Origin of the sequence: Rhodanobacter sp. DHG33, from assembly GCF_014843005.1 — a bacterium.
GTDB lineage: Bacteria > Pseudomonadota > Gammaproteobacteria > Xanthomonadales > Rhodanobacteraceae > Rhodanobacter_A.
This window is the reverse complement of the sequence record NZ_JACYXM010000012.1, coordinates 1-17,239: the sequence shown is the minus strand read 5'-3', so window position 1 is coordinate 17,239 and position 17,239 is coordinate 1. Positions and strand designations below refer to the sequence as shown.

General features: G+C 58.5%; 15 protein-coding genes. 2 read left to right on the top strand and 13 right to left on the bottom strand.

What is annotated here, in order from left to right:
* Positions 1-151: 151 nt before the first annotated feature.
* From IHE46_RS16600 to IHE46_RS16570, 7 genes are all read right to left on the bottom strand, one after another.
* A complete protein-coding gene (locus IHE46_RS16600) occupies positions 152-691 on the bottom strand; it encodes a hypothetical protein (protein ID WP_192166018.1) in 540 nt (179 codons plus the stop codon).
* 562 nt (positions 692-1,253) lie between these two features.
* Positions 1,254-1,673, bottom strand: a complete 420-nt coding sequence (locus tag IHE46_RS16595) for a hypothetical protein (RefSeq protein WP_225563128.1) — start codon at positions 1,671-1,673, stop codon at positions 1,254-1,256.
* Between the two features lie 83 nt (positions 1,674-1,756).
* Positions 1,757-2,023: a serine kinase gene (locus IHE46_RS16590; RefSeq protein ID WP_192166014.1), complete on the bottom strand. Its 267-nt coding sequence runs from the start codon at positions 2,021-2,023 to the stop codon at positions 1,757-1,759.
* A 101-nt stretch (positions 2,024-2,124) separates the two neighbouring features.
* Entirely contained in the window at positions 2,125-2,517 is a 393-nt protein-coding gene (locus IHE46_RS16585; protein ID WP_192166012.1) for a hypothetical protein, read from the bottom strand.
* Positions 2,518-2,595: 78 nt separating this feature from the next.
* Positions 2,596-2,952, bottom strand: coding sequence for a hypothetical protein (locus tag IHE46_RS16580; protein ID WP_192166010.1), 357 nt, complete (start codon positions 2,950-2,952; stop codon positions 2,596-2,598).
* Positions 2,953-3,016: 64 nt separating this feature from the next.
* A complete protein-coding gene (locus IHE46_RS16575) occupies positions 3,017-3,445 on the bottom strand; it encodes a hypothetical protein (RefSeq protein WP_192166008.1) in 429 nt (142 codons plus the stop codon).
* 433 nt (positions 3,446-3,878) lie between these two features.
* Positions 3,879-4,277 (bottom strand): RidA family protein, encoded by a 399-nt coding sequence (locus IHE46_RS16570; RefSeq protein ID WP_192166006.1) that lies wholly within the window; start codon positions 4,275-4,277, stop codon positions 3,879-3,881.
* Between the two features lie 910 nt (positions 4,278-5,187).
* Here IHE46_RS16570 and IHE46_RS16565 point away from each other — a divergent pair.
* Positions 5,188-5,595, top strand: coding sequence for a hypothetical protein (locus IHE46_RS16565; protein WP_225563127.1), 408 nt, complete (start codon positions 5,188-5,190; stop codon positions 5,593-5,595).
* A gap of 24 nt (positions 5,596-5,619) precedes the next feature.
* Here IHE46_RS16565 and IHE46_RS16560 read toward each other — a convergent pair whose 3' ends face one another.
* Positions 5,620-7,215 (bottom strand): MASE1 domain-containing protein, encoded by a 1,596-nt coding sequence (locus tag IHE46_RS16560; protein WP_192166004.1) that lies wholly within the window; start codon positions 7,213-7,215, stop codon positions 5,620-5,622.
* 534 nt (positions 7,216-7,749) lie between these two features.
* Here IHE46_RS16560 and IHE46_RS16555 point away from each other — a divergent pair.
* Entirely contained in the window at positions 7,750-9,804 is a 2,055-nt protein-coding gene (locus IHE46_RS16555) for a S9 family peptidase (RefSeq protein ID WP_192166002.1), read from the top strand.
* Positions 9,805-9,836: 32 nt separating this feature from the next.
* Here the strand turns inward: IHE46_RS16555 and IHE46_RS17065 are convergent, their stop codons facing one another.
* From IHE46_RS17065 to IHE46_RS16525, 5 genes are all read right to left on the bottom strand, one after another.
* The gene (locus IHE46_RS17065) at positions 9,837-10,157 is read right to left on the bottom strand and encodes a RidA family protein (protein WP_225563130.1); all 321 of its coding nucleotides are present in this window, start codon (positions 10,155-10,157) and stop codon (positions 9,837-9,839) included.
* 1,042 nt (positions 10,158-11,199) lie between these two features.
* Positions 11,200-12,519, bottom strand: coding sequence for a hypothetical protein (locus IHE46_RS16540; protein WP_225563126.1), 1,320 nt, complete (start codon positions 12,517-12,519; stop codon positions 11,200-11,202).
* Between the two features lie 398 nt (positions 12,520-12,917).
* Positions 12,918-13,316, bottom strand: a complete 399-nt coding sequence (locus IHE46_RS16535; protein ID WP_192165998.1) for a hypothetical protein — start codon at positions 13,314-13,316, stop codon at positions 12,918-12,920.
* Between the two features lie 32 nt (positions 13,317-13,348).
* Complete coding sequence (locus tag IHE46_RS16530; RefSeq protein ID WP_192165996.1) at positions 13,349-14,284, bottom strand: RHS repeat-associated core domain-containing protein; 936 nt, start codon at positions 14,282-14,284, stop codon at positions 13,349-13,351.
* Between the two features lie 114 nt (positions 14,285-14,398).
* Positions 14,399-17,239, bottom strand: a 2,841-nt coding sequence (locus IHE46_RS16525) for a fibronectin type III domain-containing protein (RefSeq protein ID WP_192165993.1), incomplete at its 5' end; no start/stop codon positions are given.

The following is a 17,239-nucleotide window of genomic DNA, read 5'->3' as shown; positions in this document are numbered from 1 at the left end:
CCGAAGCGGCCCAGGAACTATTCATAAGCGCCATACAAGCCACAAGGAAAACCCCACGCGTTGGAAACCTCATAGCGTTTGCTTTCGCCTCCTCCAAGTAACTGTTTCATGGAGCCATCGAACAAGGTCTGCTTTGGGTCGAAAGCGGACATTATGCAATCGATCCGGGAGCTCCCCCTTCCTTCGCACCTCTCAGAAATTCAGGAATCTTGGTCGGATCCGTATAGATCCAGTAGAAGCAACCATCGACCCCTTCAATCTTCAATGCCTGCACAATTTTTGAGGGCTGCCTTGCATATTGAATGGCGTTGACGCCGCTAAGAAAGTAGAACGGCCACACTCGCCGTTTACGTAACCACTCTGGCCCCAAGGCAACGACAGTCGGTCTTCGCAAAGAGACTTTCTTGGAGAAGATCGTCGTAAGGATCAGCGTTTCGTTCAATTCACCAGCTTCAACGACGACGCCAGAGAGAACACGGTCTTCTCTGATGAAGATGTGAATACACCATAGAAAGCCCACCGCACCTGCTGCATTCATCCCTGCGAGTCGGATTGCATTCTCCCGCACGCAGGCAAGTAGAAAAGAACTCATGCAAATCGCGAGCAAGAATCCTAGCGCCGACGTCACGTAAAACAGAATGCGACAGCCACGCAGCTTGCTGATGACGTTTTCAACTTCCGGATTGACCACACTTCCTCCCTCGCCCTAAATGGCCTTCCTTTCTGGGTCCGATCAGGGTCGGAAGCGGACATTCAGCGGCAATCAGCCCGAGTTACTTTATCACCATCCCTAGCGTGAAATTTGCGATGTTCCAATCTCGAACTTGCCCGTCGGATTGCCGCACTGCATACCAGCCAACCAGTCCGCTCCCTACCCAGTCAGGCCCGGCCCCTTTTGGGGCGGGATAGTTGGAGCGCAATGAGAACACGTAGTAACCCTTTGGCCCCATCTGTGCCTCTTCGCAACGATACTCATCGTCGCCATGCTTCGCGCTGAGCTGCTTGCTGACAACAGTTCTGAGGTGATCGCACGCGGCCCCTACTGGCATCGTGTCTCCCAACTTGCCACTAAAGGGTGAGGCACAGGCAGACGCCGCCGCTAATAGCAGCAGAGCGCCCAAGCCTAGCCAACGATTCATCATGATCGCCCCCTGTTTCCACGATGTCCGCTATGGGTCGAAAGCAGACACTCAATGCCCACCTTAGCAGCGCTGCGAACTGATGCTGGCTTGAATGAATGGCTGGCTCCGCAGTCACTTGGCCTGACTCAAGTTGAAGTACCCAAGTGGCGCTGTTCCTCCAAGCCCCAGACGGAAGTAGTCGCCCCTCACCGAAGCCTCTCCGAGCGGGCCTTGCAGCCAAAGATACGCATCACAAACCTCGTTGCGACCAATCGTCAGTTGCTTACCCTCAACTCGATATGAAAGTGGATCTGACACTGGGAAGAAATCCTTGTCCCGTGTCGTCGCTGAAACCACCTTCAAGACCTTCCAGACGCCTCCTATGCAAGAGGCTGCTTTCTCGTTCGTAAACTCCACCTTGAGGGTGGCGACGACATGGTGTTCGGGATTCTCAACAGAAAGCGTCCACTGGCCGGAAATATCGTTGCTGCTTGCCGTAGTAGAAGCGAAGAGACTGGCCAGTACGAATATTGATCGAAGAAGTGATTTCATCATGAGGCTCCACTACCTACTACACGCATCCTGTACCGGTCTCCGACTGTCCGCTTCGGGTCGAAAGCGGATCTTGCCGCCAGTCAGACTTCCCGATCGCCAGCCAAGGTAACGAATCCATCAACCCAGTGATCTCTATCCAGCTCGTACTCACCAATGTAGAAGCCGCTTTCCTCAGCCGCGACGCCCGGATCAATGATGTTGGGATGCTTGGCGAATCCCGGTTGCGTCTCTAGGCGCTGGATAGCCGCTTTGGCGGTATCGAGCGTGCGGTAGACACCGATAATCTTCACGTCTTCGGTGCCGCTTGGAAGAACGCGGCTGTGCTGGACGAGGAACACTGTTTCCACTGGACTCTATCTCCGTTGTCCCCAAGTCTACGGTGTCCTGTCGCTCACAGCGTCTTCTATGGGTCGATAGTGGACGTTCTGACTTTCGCCGGATAAGCCGTCTACTGGCTGATCGCACTCGCGGGCAGATTCATTTCGAAAGACGAGTAGAACGGACTTTTCGGCGGCGTGAACAACTTCGCCTTCGACGCTGTGCGCTGGAAGCAGTCAGCCATCTTCGAATCATCGCTTCGCCAAGTCCTCATGACCTCTCCAGTCGAGTCCAGCTCAACCACGACGACAAAAGAGAATGGTTTTGGTCCGTTGGCACCCAGACAAGATGACAGCGCAGCCTGGACCACCGGGGCCTGAGACTGAGCCAACGCCTGCTGCTGCTCCCCTGATAGTGCCCCTTCATCGCGGTCAGCCAATGCCTTGGCATTGGCAAATGCCGCATCACTAGCAAAGGCAGCAGGCGCTGCGATTAGAAGAAGCAGAAGGCAAATCCTGAACATATCTCCCCCGTGGAATCTGCTCAGATTAGAGCTGGATTGAGCATAGCTGTTACGTCCGCTTTGGGTCGAAAGCGGACCTTAGTGCGGTCTAAGCGCATCCACAGATGGTAGTGATTTTGGAGCATCCCCTGAGTAGCCACATACCTCGACCCCGGCAAGATCTCCGTCGCGCTCAAAAACAAAGATGCCGCTCAGCTCACCACCTTCTCCGAATACGAAATCCGAAAGAATACCCATGCCGCCTTTGGCTGGAGGCCGTCCCGGAATTACCAGATCGAAGCTCGCACAGCCACATCGGCACCTTCGAGGTGACACGCGCACCAGATCGACCTGTGGCAAGTAGGTCTTGGCAGATTCAATACCATTGCTCAACAGCCATCGAAGGAGATTCTCCTCCTCAGTGGTCATCGCCCTGTGCATAGCAATTACGTTCAAGATGCATCACTCCATCCATGTCCGCTTCGGGCCGAAAGCGGGCATGCCACCGACCTAAGCGAAATCAGTCATCTTTGCGGCGACAAGTGCCCGAAAATACTTCGCCGCCATCGAGCCCGCCGTCACCAAAAGTCATATGCGCCGTGTGAGCGTCGAAGGTAAAAGTTTGTGTCCCGAGCCAATTCGGAAAGGTAGAGGTCACGACTAGCATGTTGCCCTTGAGGGAAGCCTTGCAGGTGGCGCCTTCGTGACTGATGCAGACCCCCTCCACTCGGCCAGCCCTTTTCACCCGAATCTTCGTCGCGTCGGGATTCGGATAAACGAGGATGCTTTGCTTGGCAGAGCCATGGCCAAACATAGTGTCTTGCTGCCAGGTGCCATCGCAAACCAACACCTCACCTGGCTTGCTTGCCGTGACACTGATAGATGTGCAGCCACTGATACCTACTAAAACGAGCGCTAGTCCTGCGCGGGGTACTATCGACAGCTGCATGCGTCTCTCCGATGCCTTTTTTCGCAAGGTCCGCTATGGGTCGAAAGCGGACATCCTAAGAATGAGTATTAAAATATGTTGTCGTAACCACCAGAATCACCCAGAGCGCGCCTGCAACACGTATTGCTGTTGGCCTAGGAGGCCAGCTACCAGGAGTCTTCTTTGGAGCCATAGCCTTAAACAAGCCGTAAAAGCGTATGACGCTATTGGGCGCAAGGACCCACCATAAGCCAAACGAAGAAAACGCAATCGTTCCCAATAGATCAGACATCGCCATCATGGTTTCTTCTGTACGGCTAAACGAATCGTTCGCCCCAACACACTCTCCTCATGTGTTACGTCCAATGTCCGCTTCGGGTCGAAAGCGGACATCTTCCACACGCTCGATAACAATGCCAAATCGCGCTCTTCAACAACTGCGACCAAGTTGATCTCAACCATCGATGATCGCTATCGCATCGACCTCTATCAGGTAGCCGGGAGATAGCGTCGCAACTCCCAGCAGCGTGTCGACTGGCTTGTGATCTCCGAACACTGTCACCCGAGCCGCTTCGATGATCGGCAAGTGTTCGTCGCGATCGTAGTTGACGACGTAGATCGTAATTTTGGCTACTTGTTTGGGAACAGCACCTACCGCTGTAAGAGCTCGGCCCAGATTGGCGAATACTTGGTGAGCCTGCGTCGCCAAATCACCTCGACCGACGAGATTTCCATGGACGTCTTCGGGCTCCTGACCGGCAACGAATACCCACCTCGTACCCGTTGCGACGACGACTTGAGAATACGTCTGCGGAGTAGGCAGATCCTTAGGGTTGATGCATTCGAGCGTCATTTGTTTGTGTCCCTATGTGTATTGATAACCATACGTTGCGCCCCCCGGGATGTTCGCTTCGGGTCGAAAGCGGACATCTTCATTTAGTCGCGGCAGCCAGCCCTTTGTCAGGCTTCACCAGGCCAAGCGCGTTGAGTTGATGCTCAAGCGCCGCCACAGAGCTCCACGGCAGGATGGGCGAATTTTGTCTTTTGTCTGGCGGATTCTGCAGCAACCCATCGGACCAACCGCCACAACCCATGAGGGACAACAGGGGCTGGTGATGAAGCCAGGCAAGGAAACCTCCGAGATCGTGCCGGCACGGGCTCGATGACAATGCACGCGTCACCGGCGAGCGCCATGATCCAATTTCTTGCATCGCCCATTCCACACCGATATGACGACCGTTGCCGGCTAGTCCGGTGGCGGCATATCGGCGTCCATGATGATGCTGGCGCCCAGCCCGTCAGTAGCCTGAGCGCGCTGCGCCGATATGCGGGTCGCAGGATTGCCGTATCCGCTGACCACGGTGATTCCCAACTGGGCGAGCAGTTGCCCCGCGTCTCCTGCCAGATCGTATGCCCTGGATCCAGGCTCCGCACTTCCCAGCACACAAACCTGAGGCCTACGGATGCCAGTAGTCATAGGTGTCCTTGTGTTTGCACATGTCGGTGATGGCTGCTTTGGATCGAAAGCGGGCATTGCCAGTGGTGACCGAGAGGTGTGAGGGATGACATTAATACCGGTGTTTACTGGTCCGCGCTTGCTTGAAAAGCTCTCCGTCAAAATTGTGAGCCCCTGTATCACTGCCCAGTGATAGATTTCGGGTTCGGACTAAGGACTCCGTCTCCACCAACCCAAAGGGGGTTTTATGCGTCTGCTATCACGTGTTGTACTCGCACTGTCACTCACCTGCGCTGCTGGAACTGCTTTGGCTGCCACGCCCGCGACGACCGGACTCGGTAAAGCGTGGCCGAATGCCCAGGACTTCAGCACCAATCCGAATTTCCATGTGTATGTCTTCGCCATGGGAGGCGTCCAATACATCCAGGTCAACGACGTCAACGGCAATGTACTGGGTAGCGTCGGCGCTGCGGGCGGCCAGTTCATTACCTTGCCCATCGGCCTCTTTGCACAGCAGGTGACGACGCCGAGCCAGCCCGCCATCATCTCGACTACTGCCGTGCCTACAGCTGCACCGGCTACGGTTTACAACGATGGCCAGACCACTGTGACTGTTACGGCATTGAACAACGGCACGCTGAGTTTAAACGCCGCGGTGGCACAGACCACGTGTGATCCGATCGACTGCAACATCAAGGGCGTAACTGGGCCGTAATTGATCCCAACCACCCCGACGCTCTCAAGCGTTGGGGTGGTTTTCGCCCTGGAAAGAAACGATGACGCGACGCCCATCGTGTATCGGGCGCTCACGCACCTTGCCCCCGAAGGTGGCCGCACGATCTTCAATGGCTTTCCGACCCAGGCCCGTGGTGCTCGACTGGAGCTGTTGCAACAACAGATCCCAAGCCACATGCAGGGACCGGATGGGGTCCCGACGCGTTTCTACCATCACCACCAGCCACGCGCGATGCGAGATGCCGCATCGGATCTTCACCAGGACATCTGAAGGCTCCCGAGTAAGGCAAGCCTCAGCGACGGCTTCGCACACGACACGATAGACCGCCATAGCCATCGGTTGCGGCACGAGACAGACGGGGCCTCGGATGTCGCACCAGTATTTCATTCCTGCGCTGACTAGCGCACGCGGTACTGCACCTTGAACCAGGGCGTCCGGCAGGCCACGGTCACACAGCATGGAAGGACTAAGGCTGTCGGCCAGCAGATAGAACTGTTCCTGGGCTTTCTGAGCCTGCCGTCGATAGCCATCATCGTTCGCGACCGGCTGCAGATGGCGTAACCGCCTCAGCATCAGGTTGAACACACCGTTGATGGAATCACGCAATTGATCCAAGGACTGGGCAGTCTCACGCAATTGAGCCTCACCCATCGCAATGTTCCGCTGTGCCAATGCCATGGCCATATGCGAGTCCCAACGTTCCTGCTGCGCGCAGTGATTCAAGTGGGTCAAGCGTGCGCCAACCAAGAGCATGGTGGAAATAGCCAGCGCCACCAAGGTTTCGGCCTGCAAGGTGGCGTGATCATTCGTCGCCGGCATCAGCAGGACGATCCCAATACTCGCCATCGTGCCGGCAGTCGCCGCACCTCGCCATCCGTGTCGGAGCGCGAGAATGACTACCGGAAGGAACATGGCTATCTGCGCAGCGCCACGCGCATGATGATCGCTGTGACCGATCCAGCCAAGGAAGCACAAAATGGGTAAGACAACGAACATACTTTCCAGGAACAGAGGGGTATCGAGGGTGTCATGCAACCAATGCCCGCCAGCACGTTGCGCCTCGGCAAACCCCTGGTGTAATACCAACGCAAACGGTGCAACCGTCAACACGCCCATGAAATTGCCCAGCATCAGCCGTGCAATCACCTGGCTGTAATGGATGATGTAGCCCGGTGGAAGCGGCGTGAGCTGCAGCTGGAGAATGGTTTCTATGGTGGCGATCGCGGCGATCGTCAACGCACAAGAAACAAAAGCCGCCATGTTCACCGCACCCTTCGCTGGGAAGAGCTGTCGGCGCTCGCGGAACCACCAGACGACCGGGGCCTCGTACGTAATCGAGGGGATGGTGTTCACTACGGCCCAAGTTAGGCCGAATTGATCGAGGCACGAGAGGCTGACATAAGCCAAGTGGAGAGTTTCACCAACAAAAAGTGCTGGCCAGTACCGGTACGGTGCAAGCATGAGCACCGCGAGGTGAAACCCGGTCAGGACGATCCAATGTGGGATCAATATCTGGCGAAAAAGCAGCAAAGCGATCAGGTAAATCACAGCCACAGCGGCCTGGCACAGAAGGGCTCCTACCTTCGATCCTATCTGCATGGCCCTTGCCCCGTCTGTGCGCTGTTCCTCTGCGGCACAGCGACGGAAGCAGAGGCTATGACCCCCACCCCGATGGCGGCGCCTCTGATCCAGTGACGCATGCTGCCCCCGTTCCCCTTGTATTTGCTGCTACTGCGCCCCGCTTCGCCCGACCAACGCGTAGCGCTGCTCACTCTCCCGCCTTTTCTATTGCTTCGCACATCCGGTAGCCCGAACCTAGCAAAACAAACCAACGGCTGCCTCGCGAATCGTAATACATATTCTGGCAAGTCGGTTCATAGATGGCGCCTGTTGCCAGCATAGGAGTGATGACCGTCACGGAGGAAAAATGACATCAGCCGGCCGGTCTAATGATCGCAAAATACTGCGACGACCTTTAAATAGAACGGAGCACCACTTTCTTAAGCGTACGACGTCTTAACCCATAGGGAGCCATGTTATGGCAACAACTTGCCTGAACAAGCCTTTAGCACTTGCACCCCTTCGATCCGATGCGGTGAGGTGCAAGTCCCCCGCTCGCATTGAGGCAATTCCATGCTGAAACCGGCTTATCTCCTGCTTCCGTTGCTGGCAGCCACCGCTGTTCCCTCGGTTCATGCAGATACGCAGGCCGCTGCACAAGGTACCGACGCGCGCATCACACAGTTGCTGGTGACATTGAATCAGGTGCATCAAATTGGCGCGGTAGCTTTGTCGCCAAATGGCGCCCACTTGATGTGGACCGAAGCCGCCATGGGTAAGACGGTAATCGAGTTGGCCGATGCAGATGGCAGCCATGCACACGCGCTAAAGATGAGCACGAGGCTGTCCGAATGCGCCAAGAGCGATTTTGCGTGGTCGCCGGATTCGCGCGGACTGGCTTTCATTGCCGACTGCGGTCACGACATCACCGACACGAAGGCGATCCACAACGACGTTTATCTCGCCGACATCGCCGACGCGGGTATGCCGCACCGCTTGGCGGAACTGACCGGTAACGCTTCGGCTCTCGCGTGGACGAAGGATGGCAAGTCGCTCGGCTTCCTCTATGTGCCAGGGGCCACCCGTCATGCCAGCGCCACGGCGGCGGGCAACGCACAGGTGGGCGTGATCGGCGAGGGCAACGAGGACGTGCAGCGCGTTGCCAGCCTAGACGTGTCAACCGGCGTGGTGAACATACTGACGCCTGCGACGCTATATGCCTATGAATTTGACTGGTCGCCGGACGGCGCGAGCATTGCCTACACAGCCGCGCCACCGCCGGGTGACAACAACTGGTGGGTCGCGAAGTTGTACACGCAAGGTGTGCGCCATGACATGGAACCGAATGTTGCGATCGATCCGTCTATCGCACAGGGCTCGCTGCACGGTTTGCAGGTGGCGCTGCCGCGCTGGTCACCGGACGGCTCGCGGATTGCCTTCATCGGCGGCCTGATGAGCGGTCAGGGCTCCAACGGAGGCGACCTCTACAGCGTGCCTGCGTCAGGGGGTATCGCGAGCAATCTCACGCCAGGCATCACCGTGACGCCGGAATGGTTTGTATGGAAGGGCAGCGATGCGCTGATAGTCAGCCAGAATGCAAAGGGCAAGGTGCAACTGGTCACCTATGACATACACAGCAGCTCCGCCACGGCGCAGACACCGTATTTCACCTTGCCCGCGATGATTGGTGACGGCAACGCAGTGCTGGGGGTGTCGCTATCTACCGACCGCACGCGGGTCGCCTTCGCACAAAGCTCCTATGAAAGTGCTCCCGAGGTGCATGCTGGTCGTCTGATTCACACGCCACCGCCCGCGGTGACCGCGATCAACAAATGGGTCAAGCCGGTCTGGGGCAACGCAACGTCGGTGGAATGGAAGAGCGAAGGCCGCAACGTACAGGGTTGGCTGCTCTATCCCGCCGACTACGACCCGCACAAGACCTACCCAATGATCGTCAATGTGCACGGTGGCCCCGCGTGGGGGGTATTGTCGCGATGGCCCACCATGAATGAGATGTACGCAGTCAGCGACTACTTTCAGTTCATGCCCAACCCACGCGGTAGCTTCGGCCAAGGTGAGACTTTTGTGCAGGCCAACCGCAGTAACTTCGGTTACGGCGATTTGCGTGACATCCTCGCGGGCATCGACGCGGTGGAAAAAATGGCACCGGTGGACGATCACCGTCTCGGCCTCTCTGGCTGGAGCTACGGTGGCTTCATGAGTATGTTTGCACCGACCCAGACGCACCGTTTTCGCGCCGCGGTGGCCGGTGCCGGTCTGTCCGATTGGCAGAGTTACTACGGTGAGAACCGCATCGATCAATGGATGATCCCCTACTTCGGTGCCTCGCTGTACGATAACCCGGCCGCCTACGCGAAAAGCTCGGCAATCAACTACGTCAAACAGGTCAGGACACCCACGCTGATTGTCGTCGGCGATCGCGACGAGGAGTGCCCCGCACCACAGTCGTTCGAGTACTGGCACGCACTTCGCACGCTGGGCGTACCTGCCCAACTAGTCGTATACCCAGACGAAGGCCACGACTTTGTCGATCCCAGGCACATGCGCGACATCCTGCAGCGCTCGTTGGACTGGTTTGCAAAATACCTGCCGGTATCGAAGCAATGAAGGCTACATCGTTCGCTAGGGGTAAGCAGCAGTCAACCAACGACCGTGATCGCATCAACCTCGATCAGGTGGCCCGGGGACAGCGACGCTACGCCAAGCACCACATCTGCAGGTTTGTGATCTCCGAACAGCGTTTTCCGAGCCTCTTCGACAATCGGCAAGCATTCGTCGCGTTCGTAGTTGACGACATAGATGGTGCTAAACAGAGATTTAGCCCGTAGACTTTCCCGACCGTCCATTCGCTGCCGTGATTCAGACGACTTGGTTGCATTGAACTCCATTCTGTTAGGCATCATTTGCAGCATGCGCATGGCCAAGCGACTGGGTTGGCTCAGCAGTTGGCTGCTGGTCATGGGATGGGTAGTTGTGCCTGATGGTGCCAAAGGTGCCGCTCTGCCACCTCGAGCCCATCAACATGCTGAGGATCGGAGCAGACTCTGGACGCTGGTCCACAACGAATGCGTGCCTTCTTTTGCCCAAAGCCGCTTCCCTCCCCTTCCATGTATGGAGGTCGATGTCACAAGGCCTTGGGATGTCACCGGTTACGCCGTGCTGAAAGATCAAGCCGGGCGCTACCAATATCTAGTTCTGCCTCTTACGCGCATCACCGGCATCGAGAGCCCTGCGTTACAGGTACCCAACTCGCCCAATTATTTCGCTGCTGCATGGACTGCGCGCCTTTACGTGGAGGCAGCATTGCATGCGATACAGCCGCGTGATGCCCTAAGCCTCGTGGTGAATTCCACGATGGATCGGTCGCAGGACCAACTGCATATCCATGTCGATTGCATTCGACCCGACGTACATGCGACGTTGCTGCGTCTGCTGCCGGCCATCGACGGACAATGGCGCCCACTCGCTTCCCTCCTACCGCCGAGAGGTCATGCATATTGGGCACGATGGGTCGCTGGTGAAACGCTGCCAATTGATCCATTCAAATCACTGGCAGCGTCCTTGCGAGCAGGTGACTCGATGGCAAAGCACAGCCTCATTGTCGTGGGCGCTTATTCCCGTTCCGATAGACCCGGCTTCGTCCTGCTTAGCGGTCGCGTCGACCAGGCCCGTGACGATCATGCTGATGGCGAAGAGCTACAGGATCGTTCTTGCATAATCGCGAGGCAGCCACCGCCTCGATCCAACCGAACTCATTCTATAAGCCAACGCTAATCCGGACATTAGCCGTGTCGGTTCTGCCCAATTTGCATGGGCAATCAAACTTCTAGGCGCGCATCCGATGTAGAGGGGCTTTCGACGCCCAGGGGGAGGCCCATCCTGTGAATGAAGGTTCACTCCGCCTGTTTGCGCATTAACCGCTCCATAAGTTTGGTAAATCAGGAGGAGATTGGGAGCGGTAGTACGCACCGATTCCGTAAACGTACCGAAGGAGTGCTGACGTCAGTGGGGACGCTGCACCAGCACGTAGTTCCCGGGCTTCGGCGCCGGCGCGACAGACCAGCCCGGTGCCAGATCGATGGTCCAGCCCTTGCCTTCGAGATGTGTGCCCTTGGTCGCCGTCGGCGCGGACAACGCGGCGCGGCTGAAGTCCGACGACACCAGCACGTCGCCCGTGCTCACATCCAGGGTGCCCCACCGTGCGATGGCGTGGAATGTGCTGTAGACCATACCGTCCGCGCCCACCGCCACCGCGGTGCTGGGGTTGAAATTGAAACGTCCCAGCGCGATCAGCGAGAGTATTGGCCCATCGACCAGGGCAGCACGGTATTGCGCCTGCTTGGCTTGTTCGCGGGCGGCGCGATCCGCCAACACCATGCGCAAGCCGCTTGCGCCGTAAGCCGCAGCACGTGACTCGGCCGATTCATTCGCGACACCGTGCAGCGTCGATGCCAGCATTGCGCCGAGATCGGAATGCTCGTTCAGCATCTTGTGCCATCTGGGCATGCGTTCGTCCAGCAGGAGGCCATAGGCCGGTCCTGACATGAAGGCGGAAATACGCGAGAAGGAAATCTCGGTATCGGGATGGACCAGGTCGGCCACCGCCCGCCAGCGCGCCGCTGCGACATCCGGCTCCGCGACCGCGATGCCGGTGTACTGGGCAGTACCTTCCACGATCTCCATGGCGGCTTCCGTCGCAGCCGAGCCGGCGAACAGCTTGTGGCGATGGTCGCGGAAAGCCAATGCGTCACGAATGGCCTGGGTCTGCGCATCGCCTGATTTGATCAGGGCAGCAGCGAGTGCGCGCCACTCCAGCTGCAGCCACAACCGGCCCTGCTCGGTGTCAAGTTGCGGGTTTGCGGTGGCGTTCGCCGCCAGATGCAACTCTGGCTGGATGCGGTGGAACATCTCGTGCGCCAAGGTGATCGAGCGCGTCATAGCATCCTGCGGCAGGGCCGGCAATCTCAGCTGCGTCCAGCGCACGCCCTCCCATTCCGTTGGTGCATCGGAAAGGACCACGTCCCCGGGCAGCATACCGACATAGACCCCATCCGTAGGCCGGAGCAGGTGCCGGGGATCTGCCTGGTTGGCGATAACCGCTCGCGTAGCAGGGATCACCAGCAACATCCGGCCGTAGAGCAGGAGGCCCCACAGGCGGCCGGCATCTCTGGCGGAGACGCTTCGCGCATCCGTGAAGATGGACTTCGCCTGGGCGATCTCGGCTGGCGTCGGAGACACGCTCAGCGCCATGGCCGGCGCGGACAGGAAAAACACCAACGATGTCACGAGCGCCGATATGCGGATCCGCTGTGCGATTGACATGGCGAACGTCCTCCGTCACTTCACGACTGCCCGATACTCCGCACGGGAAACGTGCGAACCTGTCCTGAACTACCAGCGCATGCTCTCTAGCGATATCAGTTTGCCCTCTGTTTGTTGCACTTGACGATTAATGACTGCACGCTATTGGACTTGGCCGCTACCGCCGTTTCGTTGCAATACACCGTCACGGCCCCCGAGTTCATCCAGCCCGAGCATCCCGATGCATTGCACACCTGCACTCCAACAACATACGTGCGGCACGACGTTCTTCCCGGTATTGGTCCGTTGGGTGTTGTAACTGGTCGCACTGCTCACCGTGGACAAGCTCGACACCCAGGCCCAGTTGGTATAAGACACCGAATTTGGCGTTGCCGCTACACCGGCCGGCGTCTAATTAATCAGTTCCCAACTCCAGCCGGGCGTGCAGAGATGACATTGATTCCCGTCACGTTACATGCCCCAAGAATAATACCATTAGGCTTCATGAAATTTTTCGAGAAAATCCCTGTAATCACAACTAATTTATGATTTAAAGAGGATAAATGTGTGGATTGATCACTTGAGCTCAAGACAGTGATGCAGTGATAGGGGCTTCCGTTGGGGTAATTTCCATCAACATCCCATAAGGCAGTGTTTTCTGTTTCATATAACAGAATTCCCTTAACCGAAACCTCCTTCTTGTCGAAAAGATTCTTATTTGCGTTCAAGTTTCCGGGAGTGACAGCGGGTATGGCTTCTTTGCCAAGGCAACCATATGCCATGAGTAGAGAAGTCGCCAAAATGATTAGGTGTCTCATATTCTCACTCCTCCTGCAAGAACCTCAATCCATCAATTAGTCGAATTGTATATTTCTTGAGCCTGATTAAGGTTGTTCAAAATTTCCTTCTGCTCAGTTGGCGTCATTTGTCCTTGAATCATGCGAAATTGAACTTTTCCATTTTCAATCTCATGAACGCCTTCTCGGCGTCCGTCACCGCTCACGGTCACATTGGGCACGTGGGCAATCACGGGGGGCTGTGAATCGCCGAGTCCAGGTTGATCCGCCATAGAGTCATGAACATGGGAGTGTATCACTGCATGCGCTCCACTCGGCAGGTCGCCGCCAGCATTATTTCCTTTGTAACTTGATGAGGCTGTTGCATTGCCCATATCAGTCAGAGTGTCATTCCCTGACTTATCCGATGTTATAGCTTTGATTTTTTCCTGGCCTTGCCCGTGTGTAGCCATCGCCATTCTAGTTGAACGCGACGCGGCAAATACTTCATCTGATTGCGTGAGTTTGACATTGGCGCCAGAAGAGTTCGCCGTGATGCTTGTCTCGATGCAAATCGTCGATGAATCTGATTTAGAACACATTCCGTTTGGATCTGTAAATTTAATTGGATTATTGCTCGCATAATCATATCGATTAAAATTGTAAACATTGCCCGGCGCCGGCCCAATCGAATCTGGGCTCAAAAATCGCCCTGTCGGCTGATAGTACCGTGCCTGCATGTACACTAATCCTGTCTCGGGGTCGTTCACATGCCCGGTATAGCCCGGCCCATTCGGCGCCGCTCCCAACGACGTGATCGAGTTGCCATACGGCGTGTAGTCATACCGTGCGATGACGTTGCCCGAAGCATCTGCCTTTACCAGCGGTGTGCCCTGCGGATCGGTATAAACATAGGTCACCGTGTCCGTCTGCGCATGGGCTTGCAGCCCCAGGCCCAACCAAAGGCCGAACAGGCACAGGGAGCGAATGACGCGCTGACTGATCTTCATGGTGTGTCCTTTCTCGATAGTCATGGCCGTATCACGGACAGGCTAGTGACATTGGCGCGGCCTGATGCATATAGACATGCACGAGTGACGACGACCTCATCATCGTCGGCACTACTAATCCCAATTGGTCCAAGGTGAACACCCAGAGCTATTGCAGGCCTCCACTCGGAAGGAGCGCAAGGCGCCGGTATAGCCGCCCGACCATGTCGTGCTGGATCCCGAATACATCTGCGTGATGATGGCGCCAGCCTCCTCTTGCACCACGTATGTTGTTGCATTGGGCTCGGCGGTCCAGGTGAGCGATGCAATTATGTGCCCGCTCGCGCCAGGGGTTTGTTTCACCGTGAGTGTTGGCGTGGCAGGAACCAGCGCCACTTCAACCGTACCGGCACTGCTCCACGGCCCGCACCCACTCGCATTGCACGCCTGCACCTGGTACGTGTAGCTGCCATTGCCACGACCGCTGGTGCTCCAGCTCGTCGCGCTACTCGACTGCACCGTGCTCCAGCCAGCGCTGTTGGCATTCTCCTGCAGGTTGTAGCTCGAGGCCGTCGCCACCGAGCCCCAGCTCACGGTGTAACTGCCGTTGCTGCTGCTTGCCGGTACGCTCAGGCTCGGCGCGCTGCCCGGCGGCAATAGGACATTGATGGTGCCGGTGCCGCTCCACGGCCCGCAACCGCTCGCATTGCACGCCTGCACGCGGTAGCCGTAGGTGCCGGTGGCCTGGCCGCTGGCGCCCCAGCTCGTCGCACTCGTCGACTGCACCGTGCTCCAGCCGCCGCTGTCGATGCTGAGCTGCAGCGTGTAGCTGGTGGCCGTGCTCACGGTGCCCCAACTGACGGTGTAGCTACCGGTGGTGTTGCTCGCCGGCACGCTCAGGCTCGGGGCGCTGGCCGGCGGCAACAGCACGGTCGTCGTGCCGGTGCTGCTCCAGGCGCTGCAGCCGCCCACATTGCAGGCTTCCACGCGGTACACGTAGCTGCCGTTGCCCTGGCCGCTGGCACCCCAGCTCGTGGCACTGCCGCTATAGGCCGTGCTCCAGGTGCTGCCGCCGTTGCTGCTCATCTGCAAGGTGTAGCTGGTGGCCGTGGCCACGCTGCCCCAGCTCACGGTGTAACTGCCCGTGGTGCTGCTCGCCGGCACGGTAAGCGTGGGTGCACTGGCCGGCGGATGGGTCACCACCAGGGTGCCGCCGGTGGCCCAGGCCGTGCACACGGAGTTCCCGCCGGTGTTGTTGCAGGCCTGCACCTGGTAGGTGTAGCTGCCGTTGGCCAGCCCGGTCAGGGCCGCGCTGGTGGCCGTGCCGCTGTACGCCGTCGTCCAGGTGCTGCCGCCGTTGCTGCTCTGCTGCAGGGTGTAACCCGTCACGGGCGATGCTGCGGTCCAGCTCACCGTGGCGCTGCCTGTGCTGCTGCTCGCCGGCACGGTCAAGGTGGGCACCGGGGCGGGCACCACGCCGTAAGCCGTGTTCACGCTCACCGCGGCCGAGGTCGCACTCCATCCCGCCGTGCCGTAGGCGTCGCTGGATTCCACGTGATAGGTGTAGCTGCCCGTAGTGGTGCCCGGACGGCCGATCGACGTCGCCGTGGTGTTGGTGGCGATCGTGGTCCAGGCGCCCCCGTTGAGGCTTTCCTGCACGGTATAACCCGTGGCCCCGGTCGCTGCGCTCCAGCTCACCGTGTAGGGTCCGTTGATCGTGCCCGTGGGCACGGTGACCGTCGGGATGGCGGGCCACACACCGAGGGTGCCCGAGGTCGTCCAGCCGCTGCAGTTGCTGCCGATGCAGGCCTGCACTTGGTAGGTATAGCCGCCGGCGGCAAGGCCGGAGACTGTCGTGCTGGTGGCACTGCCACTGTAGACCGTGCTCCATGTGCTACCGCCGTTGCTGCTCTGCTGCAGGGTGTAGCTGGTGGCGGCAGGCGAGCTGCCCCAGCTCACGGTCGAACTGCCGGCGGTGGGGTTGGTGCCGAAGCTGATGGCACCGGGCGCGCTCAGTTGCACGTGGTCGTGCTGGGCGACCAGGCGGGTCCCCAGGTAGATGAAGTTGCTGGTGGTGGCCGTGCCCGGGGCGTACTGGTACATCAGCTGGCCGGCCTGGTTGTAGAAGTAGTACGTCGGCGAGCCGCTGGCCGGCTGCTTCACCACGCGGCGTCCTGCAGCGTCGTAGCTGTAGCTTTCCACGCCCGGGTAATTGGTCAGCTGATGCTTGGCGTCGAAGCTCAGGGTGGCGGTGTTGTTGCCGGTGGTGTCGCCCTGCGGGTTGTAGGTGAAGCTGGCGATCGAGGTCGACCCTTGCGTGATGCTCGTCAGCTTGTTGGTGGTGTCGTAGTTGTAGGTGAGCGTCTGGCCTTGCGTCAGGCGCGTGCGCAGGTTGTTGATCGGGTCGTAGGTGTAGCTTTCCGGGCCGCCGGGGTAGAGGTTGGCGGCGGTGGCGCTGGTCAGGCGGTTCAGGGCGTCGTAGCCGAAGCTCTTGGTACGCAGGCCGCTGGGGTCGGTCACCGTGGTGATGTTGCCGTCGGCGTCGTAGGCCAGCGCCTCCTGCACGTCCGCCGCACTGCTCGTGCCGTCGCTGAAGTTGCTGGTGAGCAGGCGGGTGTTCTGCTGGGAGGCGTACAGGCGGCCGTTGCCGTAGGTGAAGCCGGCGACCTGGCCGTTGGGGAAATAGCTGATGCCGGTGGCATAACTGCTGACCTGCGTGGCACGACCCCAGGGGTCCGGCGCGTAGCTCACGCTTTCGCTGGTGCCGGTACCAGCCGGGTAGCTGACGGTGGACCGATGGCCATAGGCGTCGTAGCCGTAGCCGATGGCCCAGCTGAAACCGCTCACCTGCAGGCTCTCGCCCGTGAGCAAGCCCAGGCTGTTGTAGGCGAAGCCCTGGGTGGCGACACCGGAGACCGCGGTATGCACACGGCCCATCGAGTCGTAGGTGTAGGTGGTGCTCTGCGTGCCGCTGGG

Coding starts and splice junctions, on each gene's coding strand:
- IHE46_RS16560 (WP_192166004.1), bottom strand. CDS start 7,215: ATGCAGATAGGATCGAAGGTAGGAGCCCTTCTGTGCCAGGCCGCTGTG.
- IHE46_RS16530 (WP_192165996.1), bottom strand. CDS start 14,284: ATGAAGATCAGTCAGCGCGTCATTCGCTCCCTGTGCCTGTTCGGCCTT.
- IHE46_RS17065 (WP_225563130.1), bottom strand. CDS start 10,157: ATGACCAGCAGCCAACTGCTGAGCCAACCCAGTCGCTTGGCCATGCGC.
- IHE46_RS16595 (WP_225563128.1), bottom strand. CDS start 1,673: ATGAAATCACTTCTTCGATCAATATTCGTACTGGCCAGTCTCTTCGCT.
- IHE46_RS16575 (WP_192166008.1), bottom strand. CDS start 3,445: ATGCAGCTGTCGATAGTACCCCGCGCAGGACTAGCGCTCGTTTTAGTA.
- IHE46_RS16535 (WP_192165998.1), bottom strand. CDS start 13,316: ATGAGACACCTAATCATTTTGGCGACTTCTCTACTCATGGCATATGGT.
- IHE46_RS16555 (WP_192166002.1), top strand. CDS start 7,750: ATGCTGAAACCGGCTTATCTCCTGCTTCCGTTGCTGGCAGCCACCGCT.
- IHE46_RS16570 (WP_192166006.1), bottom strand. CDS start 4,277: ATGACGCTCGAATGCATCAACCCTAAGGATCTGCCTACTCCGCAGACG.
- IHE46_RS16585 (WP_192166012.1), bottom strand. CDS start 2,517: ATGTTCAGGATTTGCCTTCTGCTTCTTCTAATCGCAGCGCCTGCTGCC.
- IHE46_RS16540 (WP_225563126.1), bottom strand. CDS start 12,519: ATGTCAATCGCACAGCGGATCCGCATATCGGCGCTCGTGACATCGTTG.